Below are 22,031 nucleotides of genomic sequence, written 5' to 3'. Positions count from 1 at the left end.
GTTCATGCTATACCGCCTGTTTGACGGGACAGCAAAAAGAAGAGCAGCAGCACTTAAAAAAGTCTGCTGCTTTTTGCTTGATGAGAAAAAACGGGTGGTCTTAGTGTGTCAATTATGTAATTTTTTATCGACTTAAGCCCCAAAAAAGATGCTTTTTTTATTGTTTTTAATTACTTTTTGATTGATAGTTAATGCGTTATGTATGAGGTGGATTTTAAGAGAAGACAAACTAAGATACTGCCTTGTTTGAGGTAAAAAGAAAGATATGGAGCTGTTCTTCAATTTTTATAACTTCTTTTTTGGCAATGAGCAGAGCTTGGCCAAACAACTTTCCGTGTAAGCGCTTGCTTTCAAAGGAGGGAGTAATAAAAAAACTAAAAAATATGAACAACTCTGCTATTGTTAATAATGTCTTAACATTGAACTGCTTTGATAATGATAACTTTGCGCCAAACAAAATGGAGTTTTTATCATGAAAAACTGGTATCTATCAATTTTGGTATTCCTGCTGGGAGGGATGCTCACTGCAGCCGCCCAGGGGGTAACTACTGCCTCTATGAACGGGCAGGTAGTCGATGAAAACAAACAGCCCCTTCCGGGCGCCGTGGTATTGGCTATTCACGAGCCTACCGGTACTGAGTATGGTGCCGTGACCAATGAAAACGGTATTTTCAACATCCGCAACATGAACGTGGGTGGTCCCTATAAAGTGGAAATCTCTTTTGTAGGCTACAAAACCTTTACCTTGGAGAATATCTACTTGCAGCTGGGGCAAACCTTCCGTATCGATGCCCGCCTGCAAACCGAAGAGTACGAGCTGGCTGCCGTTGAGGTGACTGCCAAAAAAGATGACCTCTTCGACGGCAACCGCACCGGCGCGAAAACCGTGGTAGATGAAACCATCATCAACTATGTGGCACCTACAGCCTCGCGTAACCTGACCGACTATTTGCGCTTTACGCCTCAATCCTCTGTACTGGAAACTAACGACGGTCCTGCCATTTCCTTTGCCGGTCAAAACAACCGTTTCAACTCTATCTTTATAGATGGTGCCGTAAACAACGACGTCTTTGGCTTGTCGGGTAGTGGTACCAACGGTGGGCAAACCGGTATCCAGCCCATCAGCCCGGACGCTATTGAGCAGTTGAGCGTGTCGCTCTCGCCCTATGATGTGACCATTGGTGGTTTCACCGGTGGTGGTATCAACGCCGTAACCCGTAGCGGTACCAACAACGTAGAAGGTTCGGCTTACTACTTCTTCCGCAACCAAGAGCTTGCCGGCTTGACACCCACCGACGATCCCGATGCCGAGCGCACCAAATTGAATGACTTTACCTCACAAACTTACGGTTTCCGTGTAGGCGGTCCTATTGTGAAAAACAAACTCTTTTTCTTCATCAACGGCGAAATTCAGCGCGACCGCATTCCGCAACCTTTCGACCAAAACTATCAGGGGAACGCTACCCAGCAAGACTTAGACAACCTGCGTCAATACCTCATTACCCAGTATGGTTATGACCCCGGTGACTACCGCGACAACACTCGTGAGCAAAACGGCAATAAGTTGTTCGTGAAGTTGAACTGGAATATCAACAAAAAGCATCAGTTGTCGCTGCGTCACAGCTACTCTTATGCCGAAGAGTTGGAAGCCAACCGCAGTACTTCGCAAGCAATTAACTTCTTCAATACTGCCGAATTCTTCCCCAGCACTACCAATTCTACTGCTCTGGAGTGGTCCTATAATGGCAACAACACTGCCAATAAGATGATCCTCGGTTATACCGCAGTACGCGACGACCGTGGCTATACGGGCAATCCCTTCCCCTTCGTGACCATCATTGACGGCAATGGCGAAATCAACTTCGGTTCAGAGCAGTTCTCAATAGGCAACGAACTGAATCAGGATATACTCACCTTCACCAACAACTTCTCTATTTACAAAGGCCGCCATACCATCACTTTGGGAACTCACAACGAATATTACAATATCTATAACTTGTTTATTCGCCAGAACTTTGGTGCCTACACCTACAACAGCTTAAATGACTTCTTGAACGATGCCGGTCCTTCGTTCTATACCCGTACCTATGTGCTGAAGCCCGGTATCGATGCGGCGCAAGGCGATGCTGCCAAAGATGTAGCTGCCCAGTTCCGCGTATTGCAAACCGGCTGGTATGCACAAGACGAATTCCAAGTAAACAACCGCTTGAAAATCACCGGTGGCTTGCGTATCGACATTCCTTTCTTCTTGGATAAGCCCGAAGCCAACGAAAACTTCAACCAAAATACCTTACCTTTGCTCGAAGCCGAGTGGGGCGACCTGAAGGGTGCCAAGAGCGGCAACATGCCTTCCGGTGTGGTGATGTTCTCGCCCAAAGTAGGTTTCAACTACGACGTGAAAGGCGATCAAACCCTGCAAATCCGTGGTGGAGCAGGTATCTTTACCGGTCGTATTCCTTTCGTATGGCCCGGTGGTGCTTACACCAACAACGGTGTATATCTGGCAACCATCAATGCTTCGAACCCTGTTTTGGCATCGAATGGACAGCCCTTGCCTTTCAACCCCAATCCCAAAAATTACGTAGGCAGTGACATTGCCGGTGCAGGTTCTTCACCCAGCCAGATAGACCTGTTTACCAATGACTTTAAATTCCCGCAGGTGTTCCGCACCAGCTTGGCAGTGGATTACAAACTGCCGATGGGCTGGGTAGCCACCGTAGAGGGTATCTATACCAAAAATATCAACTACGTGTATTACCGCAACCTGAACATTCAGAAGCCTACCCGCTTCTTGAATACACCTTATGGTGACAACCGCCCCATCTACAACGGCCAGAAAGTGGACCCCGCTTATGACCGTGTGATTTGGGCAGACAACACCAACGAAGGTTACACCTACAACTTGACCGCTTCGTTGAGCCGTCCTTTCTCAAACAACTGGACTGCCGGCCTGTCTTATACCTTTGGGCGCGCCATGTCTTTGCATGACGGCTTGTCTTCGCAAAACTCTTCGAACTGGCGCCGTGTGGAATCGACCGACAAGAACAACCTTGACCTTGGTTTCTCTGATTTCGACCTCGGTTCGCGTATTAACGCCTACGTAGCCTATCGCTTCGAATACAGCAAGTATGCCTCTACAATGATTTCGCTCTTCTACAACGGGCAATCGGGCGACCGCTTCTCTTACACCTACAACGGTGCCATTGGTGGCAACGACCAATCAGGTGGTACAGAGCGTAGCCAATATCACTTGATTTACGTGCCGCGCGATGCCAGCGAAATCAACTTGGTTGACTACGTAGATGGCAATGGCAACACCATCACGGCTGCACAGCAGTGGGAAGCTCTCAACAAGTTCATTGAAGATGATCCTTACTTGCGCAAATACCGTGGTGAGATTGCACCTCGCAATGCCGGCCGCACGCCTTTCACTCACATTGTGGACCTGAAGTTGATGCAGGAGTTCAAATTGAAGTTGAACAACGGCAAAGAAAACCGCCTGCAAATCACCTTCGATGTGTTCAACTTTACCAACTTGTTGAACAAAAACTGGGGTAGAAGATACTTCATCTCACGCTACCGTGTTATCAACTTCGCAGGCTATGAGTCTGACGGCGTGACCCCGCAGTTTACTTTCGATGTGAACACCAAGAAAGTAAAAGATTTTGCTACCATTGATGATAGCGGTATTAACAGCTCACGTTGGCAAGCCCAACTGGGTATCCGTTATATCTTCCAATAAAAAAACCGTCTCAATAGACAGAAAAGAAAAAAGCCTACCCCAAAGGGGTAGGTTTTTTCGGTAACAATTAAACAACATAAACAAACAGAAACTACGGCTATCTTATTGTATATCAACTTCTATGCCACAAGTGCCCGTTAAGTCGTCTTGGCTTTTCGGGCTTTTTCTTTTTATATTGTTCAGACCAAAAACAATGTGTAAACAAATAAAGTTCTGAAAATGAATAGATTAACTGTTTTCCTGACTGCCCTTTTGTGTTTGGGCGCTTCGTTTATATATGCGCAGGAGCGTCAGAAGGTAAGCGTCGAAGATGTATGGCGCTATTATCGTTTTTATCCCAAATCGATTGGGAGTATCAACTGGATGAAAGACGGCAAGTATTACACCGCCTTGGTGGATGGCAAAATTTTGCAGTATGACATCACCACGGGGCAGGTAGTGAAAACATTTGCCGGTGACCAACCTTTGGTGCCCGAAGGCGAAAGCCGTGCCATAGAAATAGAAGACTACGAGCTGAACGCCACCGAAGATAAAATATTGATTAAAACGGACATAGAGCCTATTTACCGGCGTTCCTACAAGGCTGAATATTTTATTTATGACCTGAAAGACGGCTCTTTGAAGCGCCTTTCGAAAAACGGAAAACAATCGTATGCTACCATCTCGCCCGATGGTAAGAAAGTGGCTTTTGTGCGCGACAACAACCTGTTTGTAGTGGACCTGGCAAGCATGCAAGAGCAAGCCATTACCACCGACGGCCGTTTCAATCATATCATCAACGGGGCAGCCGACTGGGTATATGAAGAAGAGTTTTCTTTTGCCAAAGCCTTTTACTGGGCACCCGATAGCAAGAAAATTGCGTTTTACCGCTTCGACGAAAGCGAAGTGCCCGAGTACAATATGCAAATGTGGGGCGACTTGTATCCCAAAGACTACCGCTTCAAATATCCCAAAGCAGGCGAAAAGAATTCAGTAGTCAGCATTCGCGTCTATCATCTCGACACCAAAGAGACCAAGACCATCGACTTGGGCGCCGAGACAGACATCTACGTGCCCCGTGTAAAGTGGACCAAGCATCCCGACCTGCTGTCGATTCGCAAGCTGAACCGCCTGCAAAACCGTCTTGAGTTGATTCATGCCAATGTGGCGACCGGAAAACAACAAGTGGTGCTTACCGAAACCGCCGATACTTATGTAGATATTGACTTCAACGACGATTTGACTTATTTAGACAACGGAAAAGAGTTTTTATATAGCAGTGAGCGTTCCGGCTACAAGCATCTCTACTTGTATGACATGAGCGGAAAGCTCAAAAAGCAAATTACTTCGGGCAACTGGGAAGTGGATGAAGTGGTGGGTATTCACGAAAAAAGCAGCAAAGTGTACTTCACTGCCACCAAAGTGTCTTCTATTGAGCGTCATCTGTTTGTGGTGGACTGGAGAAAAGGAAAGCTGACACAGCTCACACAAGCCGCCGGCGTGCACCGCATCGACATGAGCCCCGATTGCAGCTACTATATCGACAATTACAGCAGTGCCCAAACGCCGCCCCGTTATAGCCTGCACACCGGCAACGGTAAAGAAATTGCCGTATTGGAAGACAACGCACAGCTCGCCAAAACAGTGAGCCGCTATGCCATCAGTCCCAAGGAGTTCTTTACCATCAAAAACAGTGAAGGAATAGAGCTCAACGCTTGGCGCATCAAGCCCTTGAATTTCGACGAAACAAAAAAATATCCCGTATTGATGTTTGTGTATGGTGGACCGGGTTCGCAGCAGGTCATGAATCAATGGGACAGCTTCAATTTCTTTTGGTACCAACACTTGGCAGCCGAAGGCTATATGGTCGTGTGTGTGGATAACCGGGGCACCGGTGGGCGTGGGCGCGATTTTAAACATGCCACCTACAAACAACTGGGCAAGCTGGAAGTAGCCGACCAAATCGATGCGGCAAAATATTTGGCAACACTACCTTATGTAGATGCCAACCGCATCGGCATTTGGGGGTGGAGCTATGGCGGCTACATGTCTTCGCTTTGTATTCTTCTGGGCAACGATGTGTTCAAAGCAGCCATTGCCGTGGCACCGGTTACTTCTTGGCGCTATTACGATACCATTTACACAGAGCGTTATTTGCAGCGTCCGCAAGACAATCCCGGAGGTTATGATGAGTATTCACCGCTCACGCATGCAGCGCGCCTGAAGGGTAACTATTTATTGATTCATGGCACCGGCGACGACAACGTGCATTTCCAAAATGCCGTGATGATGGTGGATGCCCTCATTAAAGCAAACAAGCAGTTCGAAGTCTTTTTCTATCCGAACCGCAACCATGGTATCTACGGCGGCAATACGCGCCTGCATCTTTACAACTTGATGACAGATTTTATCAAAAGGAAATTGTAACATAACAGAAAAGCCCCGGGCCCGGGGCTTTTCTGTTATGTTTATTCCACTGTGTTATCCTTTTATTTTTTTGGCAATAGAGAGCAAGCGCTTTACTTGATGTTGTACCGTTTGTTTGACGGCATCTTTGTTCAAGATGTTGCCGTTTTTGTCAATAGTGGCAGATGTACCTAAGGGGTTACCACCACTGGCAAAAACGATGTTGTCGGTATAGCCCTGAGGCACGATGATGGCCCCCCAGTGTGCCATGATTTTGTACAGTGCCATGAGGGTGCTTTCTTGCCCCCCTTGCGGGTTCATGGAACTGGTGATACCACTCACTAGCTTGTTTACCAAAGCACCTTTCGCCCACAAAGGACCGGTTGTGTCTATATATGCTTGCATCTGCGAAGGAAGGTTGCCATAGCGCGTGGGCATGCAAAATAAGATGGCATCTGCCCACGATAAGTCATCCAATGTAGCTACTGTTTCATGGTCAGCTACTTCTTCACGAAATTTTTTCCATGCCGGATTGGCATTGATGGCTTCTTGGGGTGCAGTCTCTGCTACTATGCGGCGGCGAACCTCAGCGCCATTCTCTTGTGCTGCTTCGTCCGCCCATAGACTTAGCTGATGATTGGTTCCGGTGGCGCTATAGTAAATGATACTTAACTTAACTGTACTCATAGTATTCGACTATTTGGTTAATAAAAAATACAAATTTTAGTGTACTAACATTGAAATTACTGAAAAAGTTTTTGATATTTTGTTCTATTTAAATAAAAACAAAAAACCGTGATAGAGACTTTCTATCACGGCTTGGAGTTTTATCGTAAAACGGCAGTGCTTTAAGCTACTTTCAAGTTGGCAAGCTTCGACTTTTCGAACTTCTCTTTGGCGTATGCCAAATCAACGACCAATTCTTTGACCGGTGAAGAAGGAAGCTCAAACATGGCGTCGGTAACGATGGCTTCGCAGATAGAGCGTAAGCCCCGGGCGCCCAAATTGAGATTGATGGCTTGCTCTGCCATGTAATCAATGGCTTCGTCGGTAAAGGTGAGTTGTATGCCTTCCATTTCAAACAGCTTTTGGTACTGCTTGATGAGGGCATTTTTGGGCTCTTTTAAAATGCGCACCAAAGCGGCTTTGTCGAGCGGGTCCAGATGGGCAATGACCGGCAAACGCCCAATAAGTTCGGGTATCAGACCGAAGGTCTTGAGGTCTTGTGCCGACACATAGCGCAGCAAGGACTGGCGGTCGTCCACCAAGTCTTGCTTTTGTGGGTGGAAACCAATGGGGTTGGTATTCAGGCGACTGGCTATGATTTTCTCGATGCCGTCGAAGGCGCCTCCGCAGATAAACAAAATATTTTCCGTGTTGACGGGTATCATCTTTTGCTCGGGGTGTTTGCGCCCGCCTTGTGGGGGCACATTCACAATAGAGCCTTCCAGCAGTTTCAGCAGTGCCTGCTGCACACCTTCACCGCTCACATCTCGTGTGATGGAGGGGTTATCGCCTTTGCGGGCGATTTTGTCGATTTCGTCGATATACACAATGCCACGCTCGGCAGCTTCCACATCGTAATCGGCAGCTTGCAGCAGGCGTGTCAAAATGCTTTCCACATCTTCGCCCACATAGCCGGCTTCGGTCAATACGGTGGCATCGGCAATACAAAAAGGTACATCCAACAGGCGTGCGAGTGTGCGCGCCAAGTAGGTTTTGCCGGTGCCGGTTTGCCCTACAAGGATGATATTTGACTTTTCAATAACTACATCGTCTTGCCGTGGAGGCTGCATGATGCGCTTGTAGTGGTTATATACGGCCACTGAAAGCACTTTCTTGGCTTCGTCTTGTCCGATGACATACTGGTCCAGGTGTTTCTTTATCTCAATGGGCTTAATCAGATTGATTTTAGGACGCTTTTTATTTTGAAGGTGCTTGAGTTCTTCTTGTACAATCTGATAGGCTTGCGTGGCGCACTGCTCGCAGATATGCGCTTTGATGCCACTGATTAATACCGCCCCGTCTTTCTTACTTCTTCCGCAGAACGAGCAGCTCAAATTGTGATGGTTAGACATATTTCTTTGCCGGTTTTTTTAGGTAATAACAATAACACAAGTAGCCACTTTGTTCCGGTGGCTACTTGATGCGTTGCAAAGTTACAAAATTAAGTGTAAAACAGAAGGAAAAGCCTTGTTTATTAACTACTTAGTTAGCTTCGCTTTCCCAATACTTCATCGATAATGCCGTATTCTACGGCCTGCTCGGCTTTCATCCAGAAGTCGCGGTCAGAGTCCTGCTCTATCTGCTCGATGCTTTTGCCGGTGTGTTCTGCCAGGATACGGTGCAGCTCTTCTTTGAGTTCAAGTATGTGACGGGCAGTAATTTCTATGTCCGAGGCTTGTCCGCCGGCACCACCCATCGGTTGGTGAATCATGATGCGGGCATGCTGCAAGGCAGCGCGTTTGCCTTGGGCGCCACCGGCTAAAAGCACGGCGCCCATCGAGGCGGCTAATCCTGTACAGATAGTAGCTACGTCGGGCTTCACGAGCTGCATGGTGTCATAGATGCCCAAGCCGGCATATACCGAACCGCCGGGACTGTTGATGTAAAGCAGAATGTCTTTTTTGGAATCGACCGACTCCAGGAAAAGCAACTGAGCTATGACTACATTCGACACATAATCATCGATGGGCACGCCCAGGAAAATGATGCGGTCCATCATCAAACGGGAGAAAACATCCATGGCTACGGCGTTCATACGACGCTCTTCGATGATATTGGGAGTCAGGTTGGTGACGGTCTCTACATATTTGTCAAAAGCAAGGCTGCTAATGCCTTGGTGTTTTACGGCAAAGTCACGGAATTCTTTACTGAACTTTTCGTTACTTGACATAGGTATGTTGTTTTTTAATTGTTGATTGCTTTATTGATTACTTGGCAACCAATATAACCAAATTTGCCGGCAGTAGCGTTCCTTTTCTTCAAAATGTTGGGCTATTACCATCTGATTTGTGTGTCCTTGGGATATTTCACTTTGAAGCGTACTACCTTTTTGATTTCTTGTCCGGGGGCAAGGGTTAGCTGCCAGCGAACAATGCCGTTGGATGCATCGAGCTGCCCGCCGCTTAGTTCGGTGGCTTCTACCTGAATGCGATTTTGTTTTGAAACAGGTATTTGGTCTTCTATTGTCAAGGTGATGCTTTCCTTCCGGTTGTTTCGCACACTGATTTCGTAGGCGCGCTCTTCTTCTATGTCGTTTTTCAAAAAACGCTTGCTGGTAAAGTCCTTGATTTCTTTCCGCTTGCATACAATGCGTGCGTCACGCCCCAAAGAAAAAGTGAGGGTATCGCCGGTGACTCCCGGGTCAAGCGAGGTGGTGCCTACGTAATTGCCGGCAAAATATACGTTGGCTTCGCCGGATAATAAGTTGAGCGCTGCCCAATCATAAATTTTTGCCATCAGGAAGGCTTCCGGGGCGGCTTTGGGTACGGCCGCATAAGTATAAACGGCGTCCACTTCGTGTTTTTGTATGTCCACAAGCTGCTCTTTGCCGTCGCCGGGGATACTGACCGGTATGCCTATTTCGAACAGGACCTGCAAGCCGCTTTCGTTCACTTTTGTGAAGTCGGCAACCGTGGTGGGCTCGAGTTCTGCCATGGGGGGCGGGGCAACTCCTACGGCTACGGCGTCCACTTCTTCGTAGTTTCGTCTGCTCTTTTTGTCATAATGCTTTTGGTAAGCGTAGGTATTGATGAAATCAACAAACCAGGGACTAAGCTCAGGCTTGGTTCCGCTTATCGAAGGGTTGCCGGTGGAAAGCGTGAGGCTTATGTTGTCCCAGTCGGTGCCTGTGTTTTGCATCACCATGGCTTTGTAGCTCAGCTCCACAGGGGCGTTGGCATCGGCCACGCGCAAGTCATACACCGGATACCATGCAGCCCCCCGTACCAAATAACGCAGTGAGAGTTGCAGGGTAGCCGGTGCCGTGCAACGTACGATGGCTTTCACCTCGCCGGTAGGCTTGTGTCGTGCCCGTGCGTGTAGTTGGGCTTTCAACCGCTGGTGCTCTTCTTGAGCTTCTTTTAGCGCGCGCTCGGTATCAAAAAGGCGGTTCTTCAAAGAGAGCAGCCGCTGTCCGTAAAAGTCTGCCATTTGGCGTAGTTGCTCGGCAGTGAGTCCGGTATTGGCGCCCCCAATTTGTTTGTTCGATAACAGTAAGTTCTGCTCTTCTTCTATACTTTCTTTACTTGCCTGCAGGCGCGCCACCTTGGTTTCGGCTGCAAGCATCTGTTGGCGCAAGGCTTCTATTTCGGCTTTCTGGACATTGTTTTGCAAGAAGTTTACCTCATATTTCACACTGAGCAGGGTGGCATTGCCTTGCATTTGAAGCTGTACGCTGTTTTCAAAGACTTCCAAAGGCAATTGTTCGAATACGAGTACATGTGTGCCGGCAGTCAGGCGCGCCTTCCCTTCATGTATTAGCTCGGCATTTTTCAAGTAAACAGTTGCTTTCTTGAGTGTGTGGCTAACGGCTATAGTGTCCTGGGCATAAGCAGGCAGCATGCCCGCCCACAATAGTAAAACAAATAAAGTACGCATAGAATTGGCTACATTTTAGGTTTTAGAAGAGTCTTTTTTAAGGTTTTAAGAGTGCAAATATCTTTCCAAAAGGTATAGTCAGCAGCTTGTTGTTGGTGTTTTGTTCCTTAAGCTACTAAAAAAGACGTATTCGCAAACTTTCTTTTTTTAGAATAGTTCTAAACTTGTAACTTTGCATAAACAGAAGAAACACCAACAGCTATGTCTTCACTTACAAGTTCATCGATTGATGTGCGCGCCCTTCGCGAAGAATTTCCCGTATTGCATCAGCAGATCAACGGAAAACCTTTGATTTATTTCGACAATGCGGCTACCTCTCAAAAGCCGCGTGTGGTCATCGAGGCGCTCAAACAATACTACGAACAATACAATTCAAACATACACCGCGGGGCACACTATCTGGCAGCCAAAGCAACGGAAGCCTATGAGCAAAGCCGCGAGGCAGCCCGCCGCTTTTTGAATGCTTCTTCTATAGAGGAGGTCCTGTTTGTACGTGGGGTTACCGAAGCCGTGAATCTGGTGGCAGACTGCTTGTCGCGGGCCTGGCTTCAGGCAGGCGATGAAGTGGTGATTTCTACCATGGAGCACCATTCGAACATAGTGCCCTGGCAGATGGCTTGTGAGCGTACGGGTGCAGTCTTGAAGGTCATTCCCTTGAATGACTTGGGCGAGCTGGATATGGCACAGGCAGAGGCACTGATAACGCCCCGTACAAAGGTGCTGTCGGTTGTGCATATATCCAATGCCTTAGGCACCATCAATCCCGTGAAGGAACTGGTTCGCAAAGCAAAAGCCGTAGGGGCTCTTACTTTCATCGATGGGGCGCAGGGGGCCGTGCATTTACCGGTGGACGTGCAAGGCTTGGATTGTGACTTTTATGCTTTTTCCGGACATAAGGTGTATGCGCCCACAGGCATCGGTGTATTGTATGGCAGGCGTTCGGTGTTGGAAAAGCTGCCGCCCTACCATGGTGGGGGTGAAATGATTAAAGAGGTTACCTTCGAAAAAACCACCTACAACGACTTGCCTTTTAAGTATGAAGCCGGCACGCCCAACATTGCCGATGCCATTGCGCTGCGTTACGCCCTTGAGTTTGTGGAACAGATAGGCAAAGAGGCTATGTTGCGCCATGAACAGGCGCTGCTTACGTACGCTACCGACCTGGTCAGCCGCATCGATGGCTTGCAGGTGATAGGGCAGGCAAAAGAAAAAGCCGGCATCCTTTCGTTTGTGATAGAAGGGGTGCACCATCACGATGTTGGCGTATTGCTCGACAACATGGGCATAGCCATTCGCACGGGGCACCACTGCACGCAACCATTGATGCGTTATTTGGGCTTGGAAGGAACAAGCCGCGCTTCTTTTGCTGTTTACAATACACCGGAAGAAGTAGAACGCTTTGCCGAAGCCCTGCAAAAGGCCGTCAACATGCTTCGTTAGTGAATCACACTTATTTTATACCTGTTTGACAATGACCATTGAAGAAATACAACAAGAAATAGCCGAAGACTTTGCCCTGTTCGATAACTGGGAAGACAAATACGCCTATTTGATAGAGCTGGGCAAGCAGTTGTCGCCCATGCCCGAAGAACTGAAAACCGACGATAAGCTCGTGAAGGGCTGCCAGTCGAAAGTATGGCTGCATGCCTACATGAAAGATGGGAAACTCTACTTCCTGGCAGACAGTGACGCGCTTATTGTCAAAGGCATTGTCAGCTTGCTGATTAAAGTGCTTTCAGGGCATAAGCCCGAAGAAATAGCACAAGCCAATTTACATGTGATTGAAGACATAGGCTTGAAACAACACCTGTCTATGACACGTGCCAACGGCTTGGTGTCCATGATTAAACATATGAAAGCCTACGCCGAAGCTGTCAGCAGTCAATCATAAAAAAGCCATTGTTATGAGCGAAGAAAATAAAAGCAAACATTTGGAGAACATCCCTGACTTGAAAGAGCGGGTTATTGAAGCCATTAAGACAGTGTATGACCCCGAAATACCGGTAGATATTTATGAATTGGGCCTGATATACGATATCAAAATTTACCCGGTCAATAATGTGTATATCTTGATGACGCTTACCTCGCCCAACTGTCCTTCGGCGGAGTTTATCCCCGACGAGGTGAAACAAAAAGTAGCTGCCGTAGAAGGCGTAAACGAGGTGGAAGTGGAGCTTACCTTCGACCCGCCTTATTCTATGGATATGATGTCGGAAGCTGCGCGCCTTGAATTGGGACTGCTTTAATTTTGTTTAGCTTTTAAAAAAAGAGAACAATATGTATCCGGAAGAATTAGTGGCACCCATGCGTGCCGACCTCACCGAAGTAGGATTCCAAGAATGTAAAACGCCCGAAGAGGTAGTTGATTTGTTGGAAAACAACAACCAAGGCACCATTCTGATGGTGGTCAACTCTGTGTGTGGCTGTGCTGCCGGGGCTGCGCGTCCGGCCATCAAGCTGGCGCTTTCGATGAGCCAAAAACGCCCCGACAAGCTGGCAACTGTCTTTGCCGGCGTGGACAAAGAGGCAACAGCCAAAGCACGTGAGTATATGTTGCCTTACCCACCCTCTTCACCTTCTATTGCTTTGTTTAAAGACGGCGAGCTGGTGCATTTCATTGAGCGCCATCATATTGAAGGCCGCACGGCACAAATGTTGGCTGACCATCTGGTAGCAGTATTTGAGGAATTTTGCTGATTCCTTTTGTCATATCTCAGCAGAAAAGGCACCGCCCGGTGCCTTTTTTGTTTGTTGAAAAAGGGAATATGCAGGAAGTTAAAAAACAAGCTTGCTTGAACTGTAGATTTTTATTTTTTGTTTCATAAAGAATATCTAAACTTAAAGCGGCGATGAGCAGCGAACTACAATCCCGGGAACCCCAAGCTTTGATGGAAACAACCGAGCGTCTGTTTCATCGTGATTTCGATGTGCCGGCCATTCGCTCGCACGACTGGGACGCCTTGCGTCAGGCGGTATTCGAAGTGGTGGATTACTATCTGAAGCGTGCCCCCGAGCGTTTCTTTCAAATTATGTACCGCCTGGATGTAGATGAGAACAAGGTGCGGGCCTGCTTAAACAAAGGCGACTTGATGGCTTTGGCAGAAATCATTATCGAACGGGAGAAAGAAAAGGCACAGTGGCGCCTGCGTTATGCGTCCCGTTCCATATGGGACGATGAAGAAGACCACGGCAATTGAAAAAGCCTTATGCCCGTTTTTTTGGAATCAAGGCTTTTGCAAAAGATAGTTGCGTAAACGTTCCGTTTCTTCTTTAATCTGCAAGATACTCTCTTCGGGCATACGGAAACTCATAATGTCATTTTGTTTTACAACCAACACATTGCCCTGTATTTCAGTAGTAGGGTGTTGGTAGTCGTAGGTGATGGTGATGGGCTCAAAACCTTGCATGAGCTTTTCAAACTCTTTTTGAAGTTGTTGCAGCTGCTTGTCCCGGTCAAAGAAAGACAAATACATCATCAGGTTGCCGAGATAAATTTTTTGTTCTGCCAAAAGCTTTTTGGTAGAGGGCTTTGGATGGGCTTCGAAAACCAAACAGCTAAGGTACAGCTGCTCCAGCCACATGGACAGCACATAGCGGCTTGCCGGGTAGGCCGAACGATAATGATTGAGCAAAAATTGCTGCGCTGTTTCGAGGCTCAGTGAGCGGCGGCTCAATATGAGCAGTGAGTCAATGGAGGTGCTTTCTATGGAAGCACCGGCAATAGGACGCAGAAAGTCAAGCTGCATGCTTTCCACATGGCTTTGCAATGCTTTTTGGTACACCAGCGCTTGCGACTTGTTTTGTTGTGCCAAGGCAAAATGCAAACGGCAGGCAAGGGCAGCAGCACGCGACAGGCGCGCGTTTTCCGGAACAGATACTTTTTGAAGCAGCTCGTCGGCATCCTGCAGTTGGGTAGGGTACTCGATAAGCTGCTCTATCAATAAACTGACTTCGGGAATAAATTCACTAATCAATGGTTGAAAATGGTCGTTGTCATCGCCGGCTGCTGTTTGCTCTTCTTCTGAAGAAGACACATCTTGTCTGTTGGCAGACAGCTCTTGCCCCTCTTGCTGTGTAGTGCCTTGACAGGCAGTCAACAGCAACAAAACAGCCATGGCATACAGGTAGGTAAGTTTCATGATTGTGATGTTTTTTGACCGGAGTCTTCGGTATGTGAAACGCCAAATTGAAGCTCAATGATTCGGCACAGCTCGTCATACCATCGTTTGCCATACTTCCTTATCAAAGGTTCTTTCAAAAAGCGGTAGAGCGGCACACGCAGGGCACTGCCATGTGCACACGCCGGTTTGCATATTTCCCAACGATGGTAATTGACCGCATCAAATTCATCGTAACGAGTAATCCGGATAGGATACAGATGGCAGGAAACCGGCTTTTTGAAGTCGCTCTTTCCTTCATAATAAGCTTGTTCGAAAGCGCACTTCAACTGCCCTTTTTCATCACGGAAGGCATACACACATTCGCCCGTGGGCAGGATAGGAGTTGACAGGTCGCCTTCTTGGTCAATGGTATGGGTACCCTGCGCTTCTATTACTTCAAGCGCCTCTTGCGAAAGGTAAGGGCGCACCGTGGGCAACAATTGGGCTATGGTTTCACACTCAGCCTCTTCCAAAGGGGCACCGGCGTCGCCTTCCACACAGCAAGCCCCTTTGCAGGCAGAAAGTTCACATACAAAATATTGCTCTGCAATATCGTCTGACAGATATACATTCCCTACAATAATCATAATCCACAAAAAGCCAATGGAAGTCTAAAAGGTGTTACTCAAAAGTACGACGAAAACCGCCAATATCAAACTAATATCTTGCAAAATTTCTTACATTTGAACGTGTATAAATGCTATTTTTTCAATAAAAAATTCAAAAAATTATGAACAAGCCGGACCTTCATCCCGAAAGTTTAATGATGTCTTACGGCTATCGCCCCGAGTGGTCGGAGGGGGCGGTCAAATGTCCTATCTTCCAGACTTCTACTTTTGTGTTTAAAACAGCCGAAGAGGGCAAAGCACATTTTGAACTGGCGTATGGCCTACGTCAGCCGAAAGAAGGCGAACAGGTAGGCTTGATTTATAGCCGTATCAACAACCCCGATTTGGAAATTCTTGAAGACCGTTTGGGACTGTGGGATGAAGCTGACGATTGCGCCGTATTTGAAAGCGGCATGTCGGCTATTACGACGGTGCTGCTCGAGTTTTTGCAGCCCGGTGACGTGGTCCTGCATACCAATCCGCTGTATGGTGGTACAGACCACTTCATTTCCGAGATATTGCCCAAATATGGCATAGAATCGGTGGAGTGGAACAGCTGCGACAGCTACGAGGCGCTGCAGCAGCGGCTTGAAGCCAAGCACTGCAGGGCAAGCGCTTGGGCGTGGTATATATAGAAACGCCCGCCAACCCTACCAATACGCTTTATGATATTGAGTGGGGCAAGCGCCTGGCAGAGCATTTCAGCAGCGACGCGCACAAGCCGGTGGTAGTGGTCGATAACACCTATCTGGGACCCTTGTGGCAGCACCCGCTCACAGCATGGCGCCGACCTGGTCGCTGTATTCGGCCACCAAATACATTGGCGGGCACAGCGACGTGATTGCAGGTGCTGTTTCGGGTAAAGCCGAGTACATGCAGCGGGTAAAGGTATTGCGTACTTTCTTGGGTAACATGGCTGGCCCTTGGACCGGCTGGTTGCTGTTGCGCAGCTTGGAGACCCTGCAGCTGCGTATGGAACGGCAGGCTAAAAATGCCCGGCTGGTAGCGGAGTTCTTGCGTGAGCATCCCAAGGTAGAGAAGGTGCACTATTTGGGCTTTCTGAGCGAAGCGCATGAGCCGCAGCAATATGCCATTTTCCGTAAGCAATGCGGCAGTGCGGGAGCCATGCTCTCTTTCGATGTGAAAGGGGGTGAAGCGGCTGCCTTCCGGATGCTCAACAGCCTGAAGCTGGTAAAGCTGGCGGTGAGCTTGGGCAGCACCGAGTCTTTGGCGCAGCACCCTGCCAGCTATGACCCACGCCGGTGTGCCGCCACAGCGAAAAGCCGAAATGGGCATTACCGATAAGATGGTGCGTTTGTCGGTGGGAGTAGAACACCCCGATGACCTCATTTGGGACCTGAAGCAAGCACTCGAGCAGGCATGAGTACAATACGTTTTTGCTTGCAGTGAGAAAATGACGGGGCAAGCTGCATTGTCCCGCTGTTTTTGTATTTGTAATCTAAAAAAATACAATGTAAGTATTGACTTATATTATTATTATTATTATTATTATTGCTCTTGCAGCTCCCTTAAGTGCACCCGGGAGCTTGAGGGGAGTCGCCGTAGCGCTACGAAAGGTATCGAATGTTTCACAATTAAAAATGTAGCAAAAGATGGAAAGGATATAAAAAAGACTCTTCGCATGTTTGTCTGATGCTGCTTGTTTGCAGCCAATGCATTTATGCAAGCAATATTGATGAGCCGCAGTCTTTAATAGATTCATCAGTTAAAGAGCAAAAAGAAGTTTATCAAGATATTGATTTACAAATACTTAGCTCAATACCACCAGAAGATGATGTAATAACAATAGCAACATCCTGCTGCGTGTAACCGTATGGGTGTCCGCAGAGTGCTTTTGAAGATACCGGACAGGTAATACGGTTTGCACTAGTTGTGGATGCATTCTTCTGTGGGCTAGTAATTGAAAAATAGAAGACAGCTTACAAGAGTTTGTAAGCTGTCTTCTTTATTATTTTATGTTTAAGCTTGATTAAATAAATACGTAGTATGAAGAAGTTGTATTTACTTGTTATTGCACTTTTTTCTTGTGCGTGTTGTTTCGGCGCAAACCGCCTGTCGATACGGCCCGGTGGCATGTAGACTATGCCTTTGAGCATAAGGCAGACTCTGCCGAAGCCACTATTTTCGCGGTATGAGGTCATGCGCCTGGAGGTAGGCAGGCGGGTATCTAAGTTTTACAGCTTGGACTATGAAGCCTGTGTGGAAAAGAAAGCGCGCGGCTACCCCGGCCATGATACTGGCCAATCCGGGGGAATACCGGTGCACGGCATCGCCTTGGATGCTTTTTACGAACTATCCGCAAGCCGGCTAGCTATACATGGCAAAACGAGGTGATGACCAATGCCATAGGGTACAGCGAAGCCATGGAAGTGCCACAGTGGCAACATAACAAATGAAAAGAAAGACAATTGGCAACAGGCGACAGCAGCCGTCTGTTGCCATGCCAAAAAGCAACGACTTTTTACCGGGGGCGCCATTGGGAGGCTTGGTTTACCACGGCCTTACCCTTACCCGAAGGACCATGGAAGCTCAAAGGGCTTGCCGGGGCTGGTGGTGGAAGCCGGCGACAGCAAGCATAACTTCCGCTTTTCACTTGCTGAAGGTGGCAGCCCTGTCAAAGACAAAGCAGGAGGCAATCACTTACTCTGAAGCTCACTCCCTTAGAAAGAAAACCCTACCGCATGATGCCCTATGAAGAGTATGCAGAACAAGAACAGCGCATAAGCACCGACGTGGAGTATGCTCTGAACAGTAGCAGGATAGGTATCACATCTGACCAAATTCAAATAGGCACACCGGAAGGCGAAAGACTCAGCTTAAAAGAATACGTGAAAAAGTACCATAAAGCAAGCTTCCTATAATCCATTAGAACTGCCAAATACTCATGCTGCAATAGAAGAAGCAAAAGAACAGGTAAGTGATAGCCGTTGGGGGCTGCTCTGTTGGGAATGTGCCTGTTGGGCGGTTCGTGGCTTGTGGGCACAGAGCCTTGAACGGGCAAGTGCTGGATCGACGATAGCAGCTTCAGCACCTCTTGCCAAGTCTGTTGCTGTCTTGCTGCTCGACTCTACGGGCACAGTACGGTCGCTGCCTACGCCATCAGCTGATGCAGAGGGGCGGTTTGTGCTATGACCCTGCCGGACGGACTTGCCTGCCGGCAGCACGCCTGCAGGCAAGCCTCATGGGCTATGAGCCCCTGGAAGTTGCCTGTAAGCAAGCTGCCTTCGCCTTTGGTTCTGCGCTTGCGCCCAGCTGCCTTTGCACACTCGAAGAGGTGGTCATACGCGATGCCGCCGGTAGCAACGCCGGGGCGATACGCTGGTGTATGACGTAGAGTCGTCCTTCGCCAAAGCGCAAGACCGCACTTTGGCCGACGTGCTGCGCCGCATGCCCGGCATAGAGGTGAGTGACGACGGACGCATATCTATACCAGGGCGAAGCCATACGGAAGTTTTACATCGAAGGTGACGACTTTTTGGGAGGGCGCTACGGCATTGCTACAAAAGCGTTGCAAAGCAAAGGATGTGGACAAGAGTAGAGATATATGAAAAGCATCAGCCCTTGCGCATGCTGCAGGGGGTAGTCCGAAGGGGAAGGGGCAGCACTGAACGTGAAGCTGAAGGAAGAAGCCAAAATGCGAGCTGAGAGGGTACTGCCAAAGCTAGAGGCAGGCATGCCGGCAAAAGCCTACAGAGGGGAGATGGCAAACAGCCTGTCGGTCAATCAAGAAGTGGAAGTTGATGGGCAGTGCGCTACTACAACACTTTGGGTGAGTCAGCTGTGCGCAATATCTGATAGACCATACCGCTGATGTATTGACGCAGGTAGAAAGACAACTTGAACAACAAGGCTACTCTCAACAAGCTGTCTTTGCGTTTTCCTACACCTTCGGCAAATATTTTACCGAAGGCTTACTATCCGCTCAACGAAAGCGCTTTGCTTTCTTTAAACCTTTCGACGTGCTGTGAAGCAAGCAGGCTACTTGGCGGGGCAATGTGTATGCATGGCGCCACACCGACCGGCAGCAATTACAGGGCAGACCTATAGCTACTTTTTGCCGACCGATACGCTGCGGCAGCAGGAGTGGCAGCAGCTCGGGCAAGGACCAGAACCGCCTGCTTGCTTCTGTGGGCTATCAAGACAATGCCCACCGACCATTTTCTTATCCAATCACTTGGAGCTGGAATATGCGGGCAGACAGCAGGCGCCGGACACCTGCAGGCCGAAGTGCCGGTACAGCAGCAACAAGAGTATTCACGGGAAAAGCTGCACGCTGAATAACACCTTGCGCGGGAAGCAAGCTTGCTAAATGGGGGGGTTTGGGAGTTGCAGCACCGCTTGCAGTTCCGCATGGCTGCAGCGAGCAATTGCAAGTGCGTGCCCGGAATATATGCCGCACTTGCTCAATCGGGGGGAGGCGTTCGAACAACTTACTCGACAGCACTGGCGGAGTGACCTATGCCCAAAGCGACTTGGAATTTGAAACGGGAGTGGCAAGCCGGAAAGCATGGCAGCTGGCTTCACAGGCAAGCCCACCGAAGCTGGAGTATGCCGGCAGCTCATTCGGACATGTACGCAGAGGCACGCCGCATAGATAGCGCAGCCTTCCGCAATGCCTTTACTTTCTTCAAGCAACAAGGCGGAGCTCGCACTGAAGTCGACAAAGACAGCTATGGACGATGGCGCTTCCAAAGCGACCTTCCCGTTGAGTTACATGCCGGCGGTTGGTACCGCATACCACCGGCTGCATCGACGCACAAGCTGTGGAACAGCTGGCTTTTTGGTTGTTCAATGCCCCAAGCTGCGCCTAGCCTATGAGGTGGGGCGAATTGGAGCGGTTTATGCTGTCATGGCAGCCGGGAGCAGGAAATGACCGGACTGTGGCAGCTGCCAAAGAGCGTATGTACTCACCGATTACCGCACCTTAACCGCCAATAACGGAAGGAAGTACAGCTGCTGGAAAGGCGGAACACCAGCTTTGCGCCTTGACTACAAAGTGGTTGTCCGAAGGTTTGTTTTTTCATTGAGTGCGGGCAACATACGAGCGGCAGCATAGCCCTTTCTCTGACAAAAGTCGTTTTTGAGAATGGACTTCTGCGCAGCCGAACAACAAGCCTTTCGACAACCAAAGCGAGCACTACATGCTCAACGGTGGCTTGGACAAACGCTGGAGCCTCTGGGATTTGCTGCTTGGTGTGGACCTGAACTACAGTCACATACGCCCGAGGCTGGATATGGCAGCAAAGTGCGCCGCAAGCCGTGTATCAGCCGGCAGAGATGGCAGTACGGAATCGCACGCTTGCAGCTGTCGCCACTTAAAGCTTGGCTGGATATGGATGCCACCGCTACAATACACACAGAAACGAGTGTGTATGATGCGAGCTCGGGCGCAACGCTTTGGGCACGCCCAGTCAACGTAGCGTAAGCATGGCAAGCGAAAGCTAAGCAGGACAAGGCGGGGAAGTGGGCTTTGCAGCTGACCAACACGCTATTACTATCTGCAAACGGGGCAGAGCATATGAGTTCCTGCAGACCGATGGGCGACTTGCAATACAGCCTTGCAAAGTGGCGATTTGTTTTTTAATTGCTTGAACCTATGGAATGAAACGCAGTGGGTAGAGCAGAGCGATCGAGCAGAACCGTCTGCTTGCAAGCCGTTTACATACTTACGTCCACGCACCCTGACAGTGGGGCGCATATTTCAACTTCTGACAGATAGAGCGTACTGCTCAAAAAACAGGCGCCGTATCGAAAAGAATGCCGCCGGTGGCAGCGCAATACAAGTCCAAGCTGTTACGGTAAACACCAAACGGAGAGAGCGATTGCCTTCAGCCGCTTATGCAGCATGGAGTTGATGAACCAAGCCCGCCACTTCTCGAGTCCTGGAAACCTGTCAGTTCTGGGCCCCATGTAGCGAAGTGAGAGAAATCGCAAGCCCATACTTTCAAACTAAAAAGCAGTCGGCGGTTTCCTGCTTGTGCCCGACAAGGCAAAGAAAAAAAGGCGTGGCTGTTTTTAAAAATATTCATCGCAATATTGCGATATTAGAAACAAGTAACTACCTTTGTAAAAAACGGAGAAAGCAGTGGGGATCACCAAGAGCAACCTGTTTAGCGAAGAGCAGAACCAGCTGAGCAGCGCTGTTGAAGGTGCTTGGCGCATCCGGCGCGCATTGCCATCTTGCAGCATTTGGCAAGCACACCCGGTTGCATCAACGCCGATTTGGTGCAGGAGCTGGGCTTGGCACAAGCAACTAGTTTCGCAGCATTTGCGAGCCCTGAAAGAAGCGGGCATCATTCAGGGAAGCATCGAGGGGAACTGCCTGTGCTATTGCATTGATGCACGGAAGCGGTGGCAGGAAGCTGAAGCAGCAAATCAGTGACTTTTTATCGAAGCTGAAACTGAGGGCTCTGAAAGAGCAAGAAAAGCGGCCTATTGAAACAGCAAGAAGTGATTGTATTTAATCATCGCAATATTGCAATAACCTAAAAATCAAAAACCATGAATCAGCTA

General features: G+C 48.7%; 21 protein-coding genes and 1 pseudogene. 16 read left to right on the top strand and 6 right to left on the bottom strand.

The genetic code is table 11. From position 1 onward, the window contains the following. Positions 1-472 precede the first annotated feature (472 nt). Positions 473-3,742: a carboxypeptidase regulatory-like domain-containing protein gene (locus QVE43_RS06600; RefSeq protein ID WP_288005358.1), complete on the top strand. Its 3,270-nt coding sequence runs from the start codon at positions 473-475 to the stop codon at positions 3,740-3,742. 219 nt (positions 3,743-3,961) lie between these two features. Next, complete coding sequence (locus QVE43_RS06595; protein WP_288005356.1) at positions 3,962-6,148, top strand: S9 family peptidase; 2,187 nt, start codon at positions 3,962-3,964, stop codon at positions 6,146-6,148. A 54-nt stretch (positions 6,149-6,202) separates the two neighbouring features. On the opposite strand, the gene QVE43_RS06590 is transcribed toward QVE43_RS06595, so the two are convergent. The 4 genes from QVE43_RS06590 to QVE43_RS06575 all read right to left on the bottom strand — a co-directional run bounded on the left by QVE43_RS06590 (position 6,203) and on the right by QVE43_RS06575 (position 10,729). Continuing rightward, a complete protein-coding gene (locus tag QVE43_RS06590; protein WP_288005354.1) occupies positions 6,203-6,814 on the bottom strand; it encodes an NAD(P)H-dependent oxidoreductase in 612 nt (203 codons plus the stop codon). Positions 6,815-6,975: 161 nt separating this feature from the next. Beyond that, positions 6,976-8,205: an ATP-dependent Clp protease ATP-binding subunit ClpX gene (gene clpX / locus QVE43_RS06585; protein WP_038028694.1), complete on the bottom strand. Its 1,230-nt coding sequence runs from the start codon at positions 8,203-8,205 to the stop codon at positions 6,976-6,978. Positions 8,206-8,339: 134 nt separating this feature from the next. Then, the gene (locus tag QVE43_RS06580) at positions 8,340-9,023 is read right to left on the bottom strand and encodes a ClpP family protease (protein ID WP_288005349.1); all 684 of its coding nucleotides are present in this window, start codon (positions 9,021-9,023) and stop codon (positions 8,340-8,342) included. Positions 9,024-9,127: 104 nt separating this feature from the next. Beyond that, positions 9,128-10,729, bottom strand: coding sequence for a DUF4139 domain-containing protein (locus tag QVE43_RS06575; protein WP_288005347.1), 1,602 nt, complete (start codon positions 10,727-10,729; stop codon positions 9,128-9,130). Positions 10,730-10,930: 201 nt separating this feature from the next. Here QVE43_RS06575 and QVE43_RS06570 point away from each other — a divergent pair, with 201 nt between their 5' ends. The 5 genes from QVE43_RS06570 (at position 10,931) to QVE43_RS06550 (ending at position 13,926) form a co-directional block, all read left to right on the top strand. Beyond that, positions 10,931-12,169 carry an aminotransferase class V-fold PLP-dependent enzyme gene (locus QVE43_RS06570; RefSeq protein ID WP_288005344.1) on the top strand — a complete coding sequence of 413 codons (1,239 nt, stop codon included), beginning with the start codon at positions 10,931-10,933 and terminating at the stop codon, positions 12,167-12,169. Between the two features lie 31 nt (positions 12,170-12,200). Continuing rightward, a complete protein-coding gene (locus QVE43_RS06565; protein WP_288005341.1) occupies positions 12,201-12,620 on the top strand; it encodes a SufE family protein in 420 nt (139 codons plus the stop codon). Between the two features lie 13 nt (positions 12,621-12,633). Continuing rightward, the gene (locus tag QVE43_RS06560; protein WP_038028705.1) at positions 12,634-12,975 is read left to right on the top strand and encodes an SUF system Fe-S cluster assembly protein; all 342 of its coding nucleotides are present in this window, start codon (positions 12,634-12,636) and stop codon (positions 12,973-12,975) included. 31 nt (positions 12,976-13,006) lie between these two features. After that, positions 13,007-13,426: a BrxA/BrxB family bacilliredoxin gene (locus tag QVE43_RS06555; RefSeq protein ID WP_038028706.1), complete on the top strand. Its 420-nt coding sequence runs from the start codon at positions 13,007-13,009 to the stop codon at positions 13,424-13,426. A 152-nt stretch (positions 13,427-13,578) separates the two neighbouring features. Continuing rightward, positions 13,579-13,926 (top strand): hypothetical protein, encoded by a 348-nt coding sequence (locus QVE43_RS06550; protein ID WP_288005336.1) that lies wholly within the window; start codon positions 13,579-13,581, stop codon positions 13,924-13,926. A 27-nt stretch (positions 13,927-13,953) separates the two neighbouring features. On the opposite strand, the gene QVE43_RS06545 is transcribed toward QVE43_RS06550, so the two are convergent. Both QVE43_RS06545 and QVE43_RS06540 read right to left on the bottom strand, forming a co-directional pair. Beyond that, positions 13,954-14,868 (bottom strand): hypothetical protein, encoded by a 915-nt coding sequence (locus QVE43_RS06545; RefSeq protein WP_288005333.1) that lies wholly within the window; start codon positions 14,866-14,868, stop codon positions 13,954-13,956. Beyond that, the gene (locus QVE43_RS06540) at positions 14,865-15,476 is read right to left on the bottom strand and encodes a DUF3109 family protein (RefSeq protein ID WP_288005330.1); all 612 of its coding nucleotides are present in this window, start codon (positions 15,474-15,476) and stop codon (positions 14,865-14,867) included. The genes QVE43_RS06545 and QVE43_RS06540 overlap by 4 nt, the downstream gene beginning before the upstream one ends. A 143-nt stretch (positions 15,477-15,619) precedes the next feature. Here QVE43_RS06540 and QVE43_RS12540 point away from each other — a divergent pair, with 143 nt between their 5' ends. From QVE43_RS12540 to QVE43_RS06510, 9 genes and pseudogenes are all read left to right on the top strand, one after another. Continuing rightward, positions 15,620-16,132: a PLP-dependent transferase gene (locus QVE43_RS12540; RefSeq protein WP_308445310.1), complete on the top strand. Its 513-nt coding sequence runs from the start codon at positions 15,620-15,622 to the stop codon at positions 16,130-16,132. Beyond that, complete coding sequence (locus tag QVE43_RS12535; RefSeq protein WP_308445309.1) at positions 16,120-16,338, top strand: PLP-dependent transferase; 219 nt, start codon at positions 16,120-16,122, stop codon at positions 16,336-16,338. The genes QVE43_RS12540 and QVE43_RS12535 overlap by 13 nt, the downstream gene beginning before the upstream one ends. Further along, positions 16,278-16,802: a PLP-dependent transferase gene (locus QVE43_RS12530; RefSeq protein ID WP_308445308.1), complete on the top strand. Its 525-nt coding sequence runs from the start codon at positions 16,278-16,280 to the stop codon at positions 16,800-16,802. Before QVE43_RS12535 ends, QVE43_RS12530 begins: the two co-directional genes overlap by 61 nt. Further along, positions 16,786-16,881 carry a PLP-dependent transferase gene (locus tag QVE43_RS12525; RefSeq protein ID WP_308445307.1) on the top strand — a complete coding sequence of 32 codons (96 nt, stop codon included), beginning with the start codon at positions 16,786-16,788 and terminating at the stop codon, positions 16,879-16,881. Before QVE43_RS12530 ends, QVE43_RS12525 begins: the two co-directional genes overlap by 17 nt. 1,045 nt (positions 16,882-17,926) lie before the next feature. After that, positions 17,927-18,097, top strand: a complete 171-nt coding sequence (locus QVE43_RS06530; protein WP_288005327.1) for a GLPGLI family protein — start codon at positions 17,927-17,929, stop codon at positions 18,095-18,097. Between the two features lie 102 nt (positions 18,098-18,199). Beyond that, entirely contained in the window at positions 18,200-18,379 is a 180-nt protein-coding gene (locus tag QVE43_RS06525; RefSeq protein WP_288005324.1) for a hypothetical protein, read from the top strand. Positions 18,380-18,552: 173 nt separating this feature from the next. Continuing rightward, positions 18,553-18,852, top strand: a complete 300-nt coding sequence (locus QVE43_RS06520) for a hypothetical protein (protein WP_288005322.1) — start codon at positions 18,553-18,555, stop codon at positions 18,850-18,852. A gap of 985 nt (positions 18,853-19,837) precedes the next feature. Continuing rightward, on the top strand, positions 19,838-20,116 hold the full coding sequence (locus QVE43_RS06515; RefSeq protein WP_288005321.1) for a hypothetical protein: 279 nt from the start codon (positions 19,838-19,840) through the stop codon (positions 20,114-20,116). Positions 20,117-21,603: 1,487 nt separating this feature from the next. Then, positions 21,604-21,900, top strand: a pseudogene (locus tag QVE43_RS06510) (ArsR/SmtB family transcription factor). The last annotated feature ends 131 nt before the right edge of the window (positions 21,901-22,031 follow it).

The sequence above is a fragment of the Thermonema sp. genome (assembly GCF_026003375.1).
GTDB lineage: Bacteria > Bacteroidota > Bacteroidia > Cytophagales > Thermonemataceae > Thermonema > Thermonema rossianum.
The sequence above is the reverse complement of the archived record's forward strand: the minus strand, read 5'-3'. Positions and strand labels throughout refer to the sequence as shown.

Coding starts and splice junctions, on each gene's coding strand:
- QVE43_RS06565 (WP_288005341.1), top strand. CDS start 12,201: ATGACCATTGAAGAAATACAACAAGAAATAGCCGAAGACTTTGCCCTG.
- QVE43_RS12530 (WP_308445308.1), top strand. CDS start 16,278: ATGGCGCCGACCTGGTCGCTGTATTCGGCCACCAAATACATTGGCGGG.
- clpX (WP_038028694.1), bottom strand. CDS start 8,205: ATGTCTAACCATCACAATTTGAGCTGCTCGTTCTGCGGAAGAAGTAAG.
- QVE43_RS06560 (WP_038028705.1), top strand. CDS start 12,634: ATGAGCGAAGAAAATAAAAGCAAACATTTGGAGAACATCCCTGACTTG.
- QVE43_RS06600 (WP_288005358.1), top strand. CDS start 473: ATGAAAAACTGGTATCTATCAATTTTGGTATTCCTGCTGGGAGGGATG.
- QVE43_RS06595 (WP_288005356.1), top strand. CDS start 3,962: ATGAATAGATTAACTGTTTTCCTGACTGCCCTTTTGTGTTTGGGCGCT.
- QVE43_RS06540 (WP_288005330.1), bottom strand. CDS start 15,476: ATGATTATTGTAGGGAATGTATATCTGTCAGACGATATTGCAGAGCAA.
- QVE43_RS12525 (WP_308445307.1), top strand. CDS start 16,786: ATGGGCATTACCGATAAGATGGTGCGTTTGTCGGTGGGAGTAGAACAC.
- QVE43_RS06525 (WP_288005324.1), top strand. CDS start 18,200: ATGATGCCCTATGAAGAGTATGCAGAACAAGAACAGCGCATAAGCACC.
- QVE43_RS06590 (WP_288005354.1), bottom strand. CDS start 6,814: ATGAGTACAGTTAAGTTAAGTATCATTTACTATAGCGCCACCGGAACC.
- QVE43_RS06570 (WP_288005344.1), top strand. CDS start 10,931: ATGTCTTCACTTACAAGTTCATCGATTGATGTGCGCGCCCTTCGCGAA.
- QVE43_RS06575 (WP_288005347.1), bottom strand. CDS start 10,729: ATGCGTACTTTATTTGTTTTACTATTGTGGGCGGGCATGCTGCCTGCT.
- QVE43_RS06555 (WP_038028706.1), top strand. CDS start 13,007: ATGTATCCGGAAGAATTAGTGGCACCCATGCGTGCCGACCTCACCGAA.
- QVE43_RS06580 (WP_288005349.1), bottom strand. CDS start 9,023: ATGTCAAGTAACGAAAAGTTCAGTAAAGAATTCCGTGACTTTGCCGTA.
- QVE43_RS06545 (WP_288005333.1), bottom strand. CDS start 14,868: ATGAAACTTACCTACCTGTATGCCATGGCTGTTTTGTTGCTGTTGACT.
- QVE43_RS12540 (WP_308445310.1), top strand. CDS start 15,620: ATGAACAAGCCGGACCTTCATCCCGAAAGTTTAATGATGTCTTACGGC.
- QVE43_RS06550 (WP_288005336.1), top strand. CDS start 13,579: ATGAGCAGCGAACTACAATCCCGGGAACCCCAAGCTTTGATGGAAACA.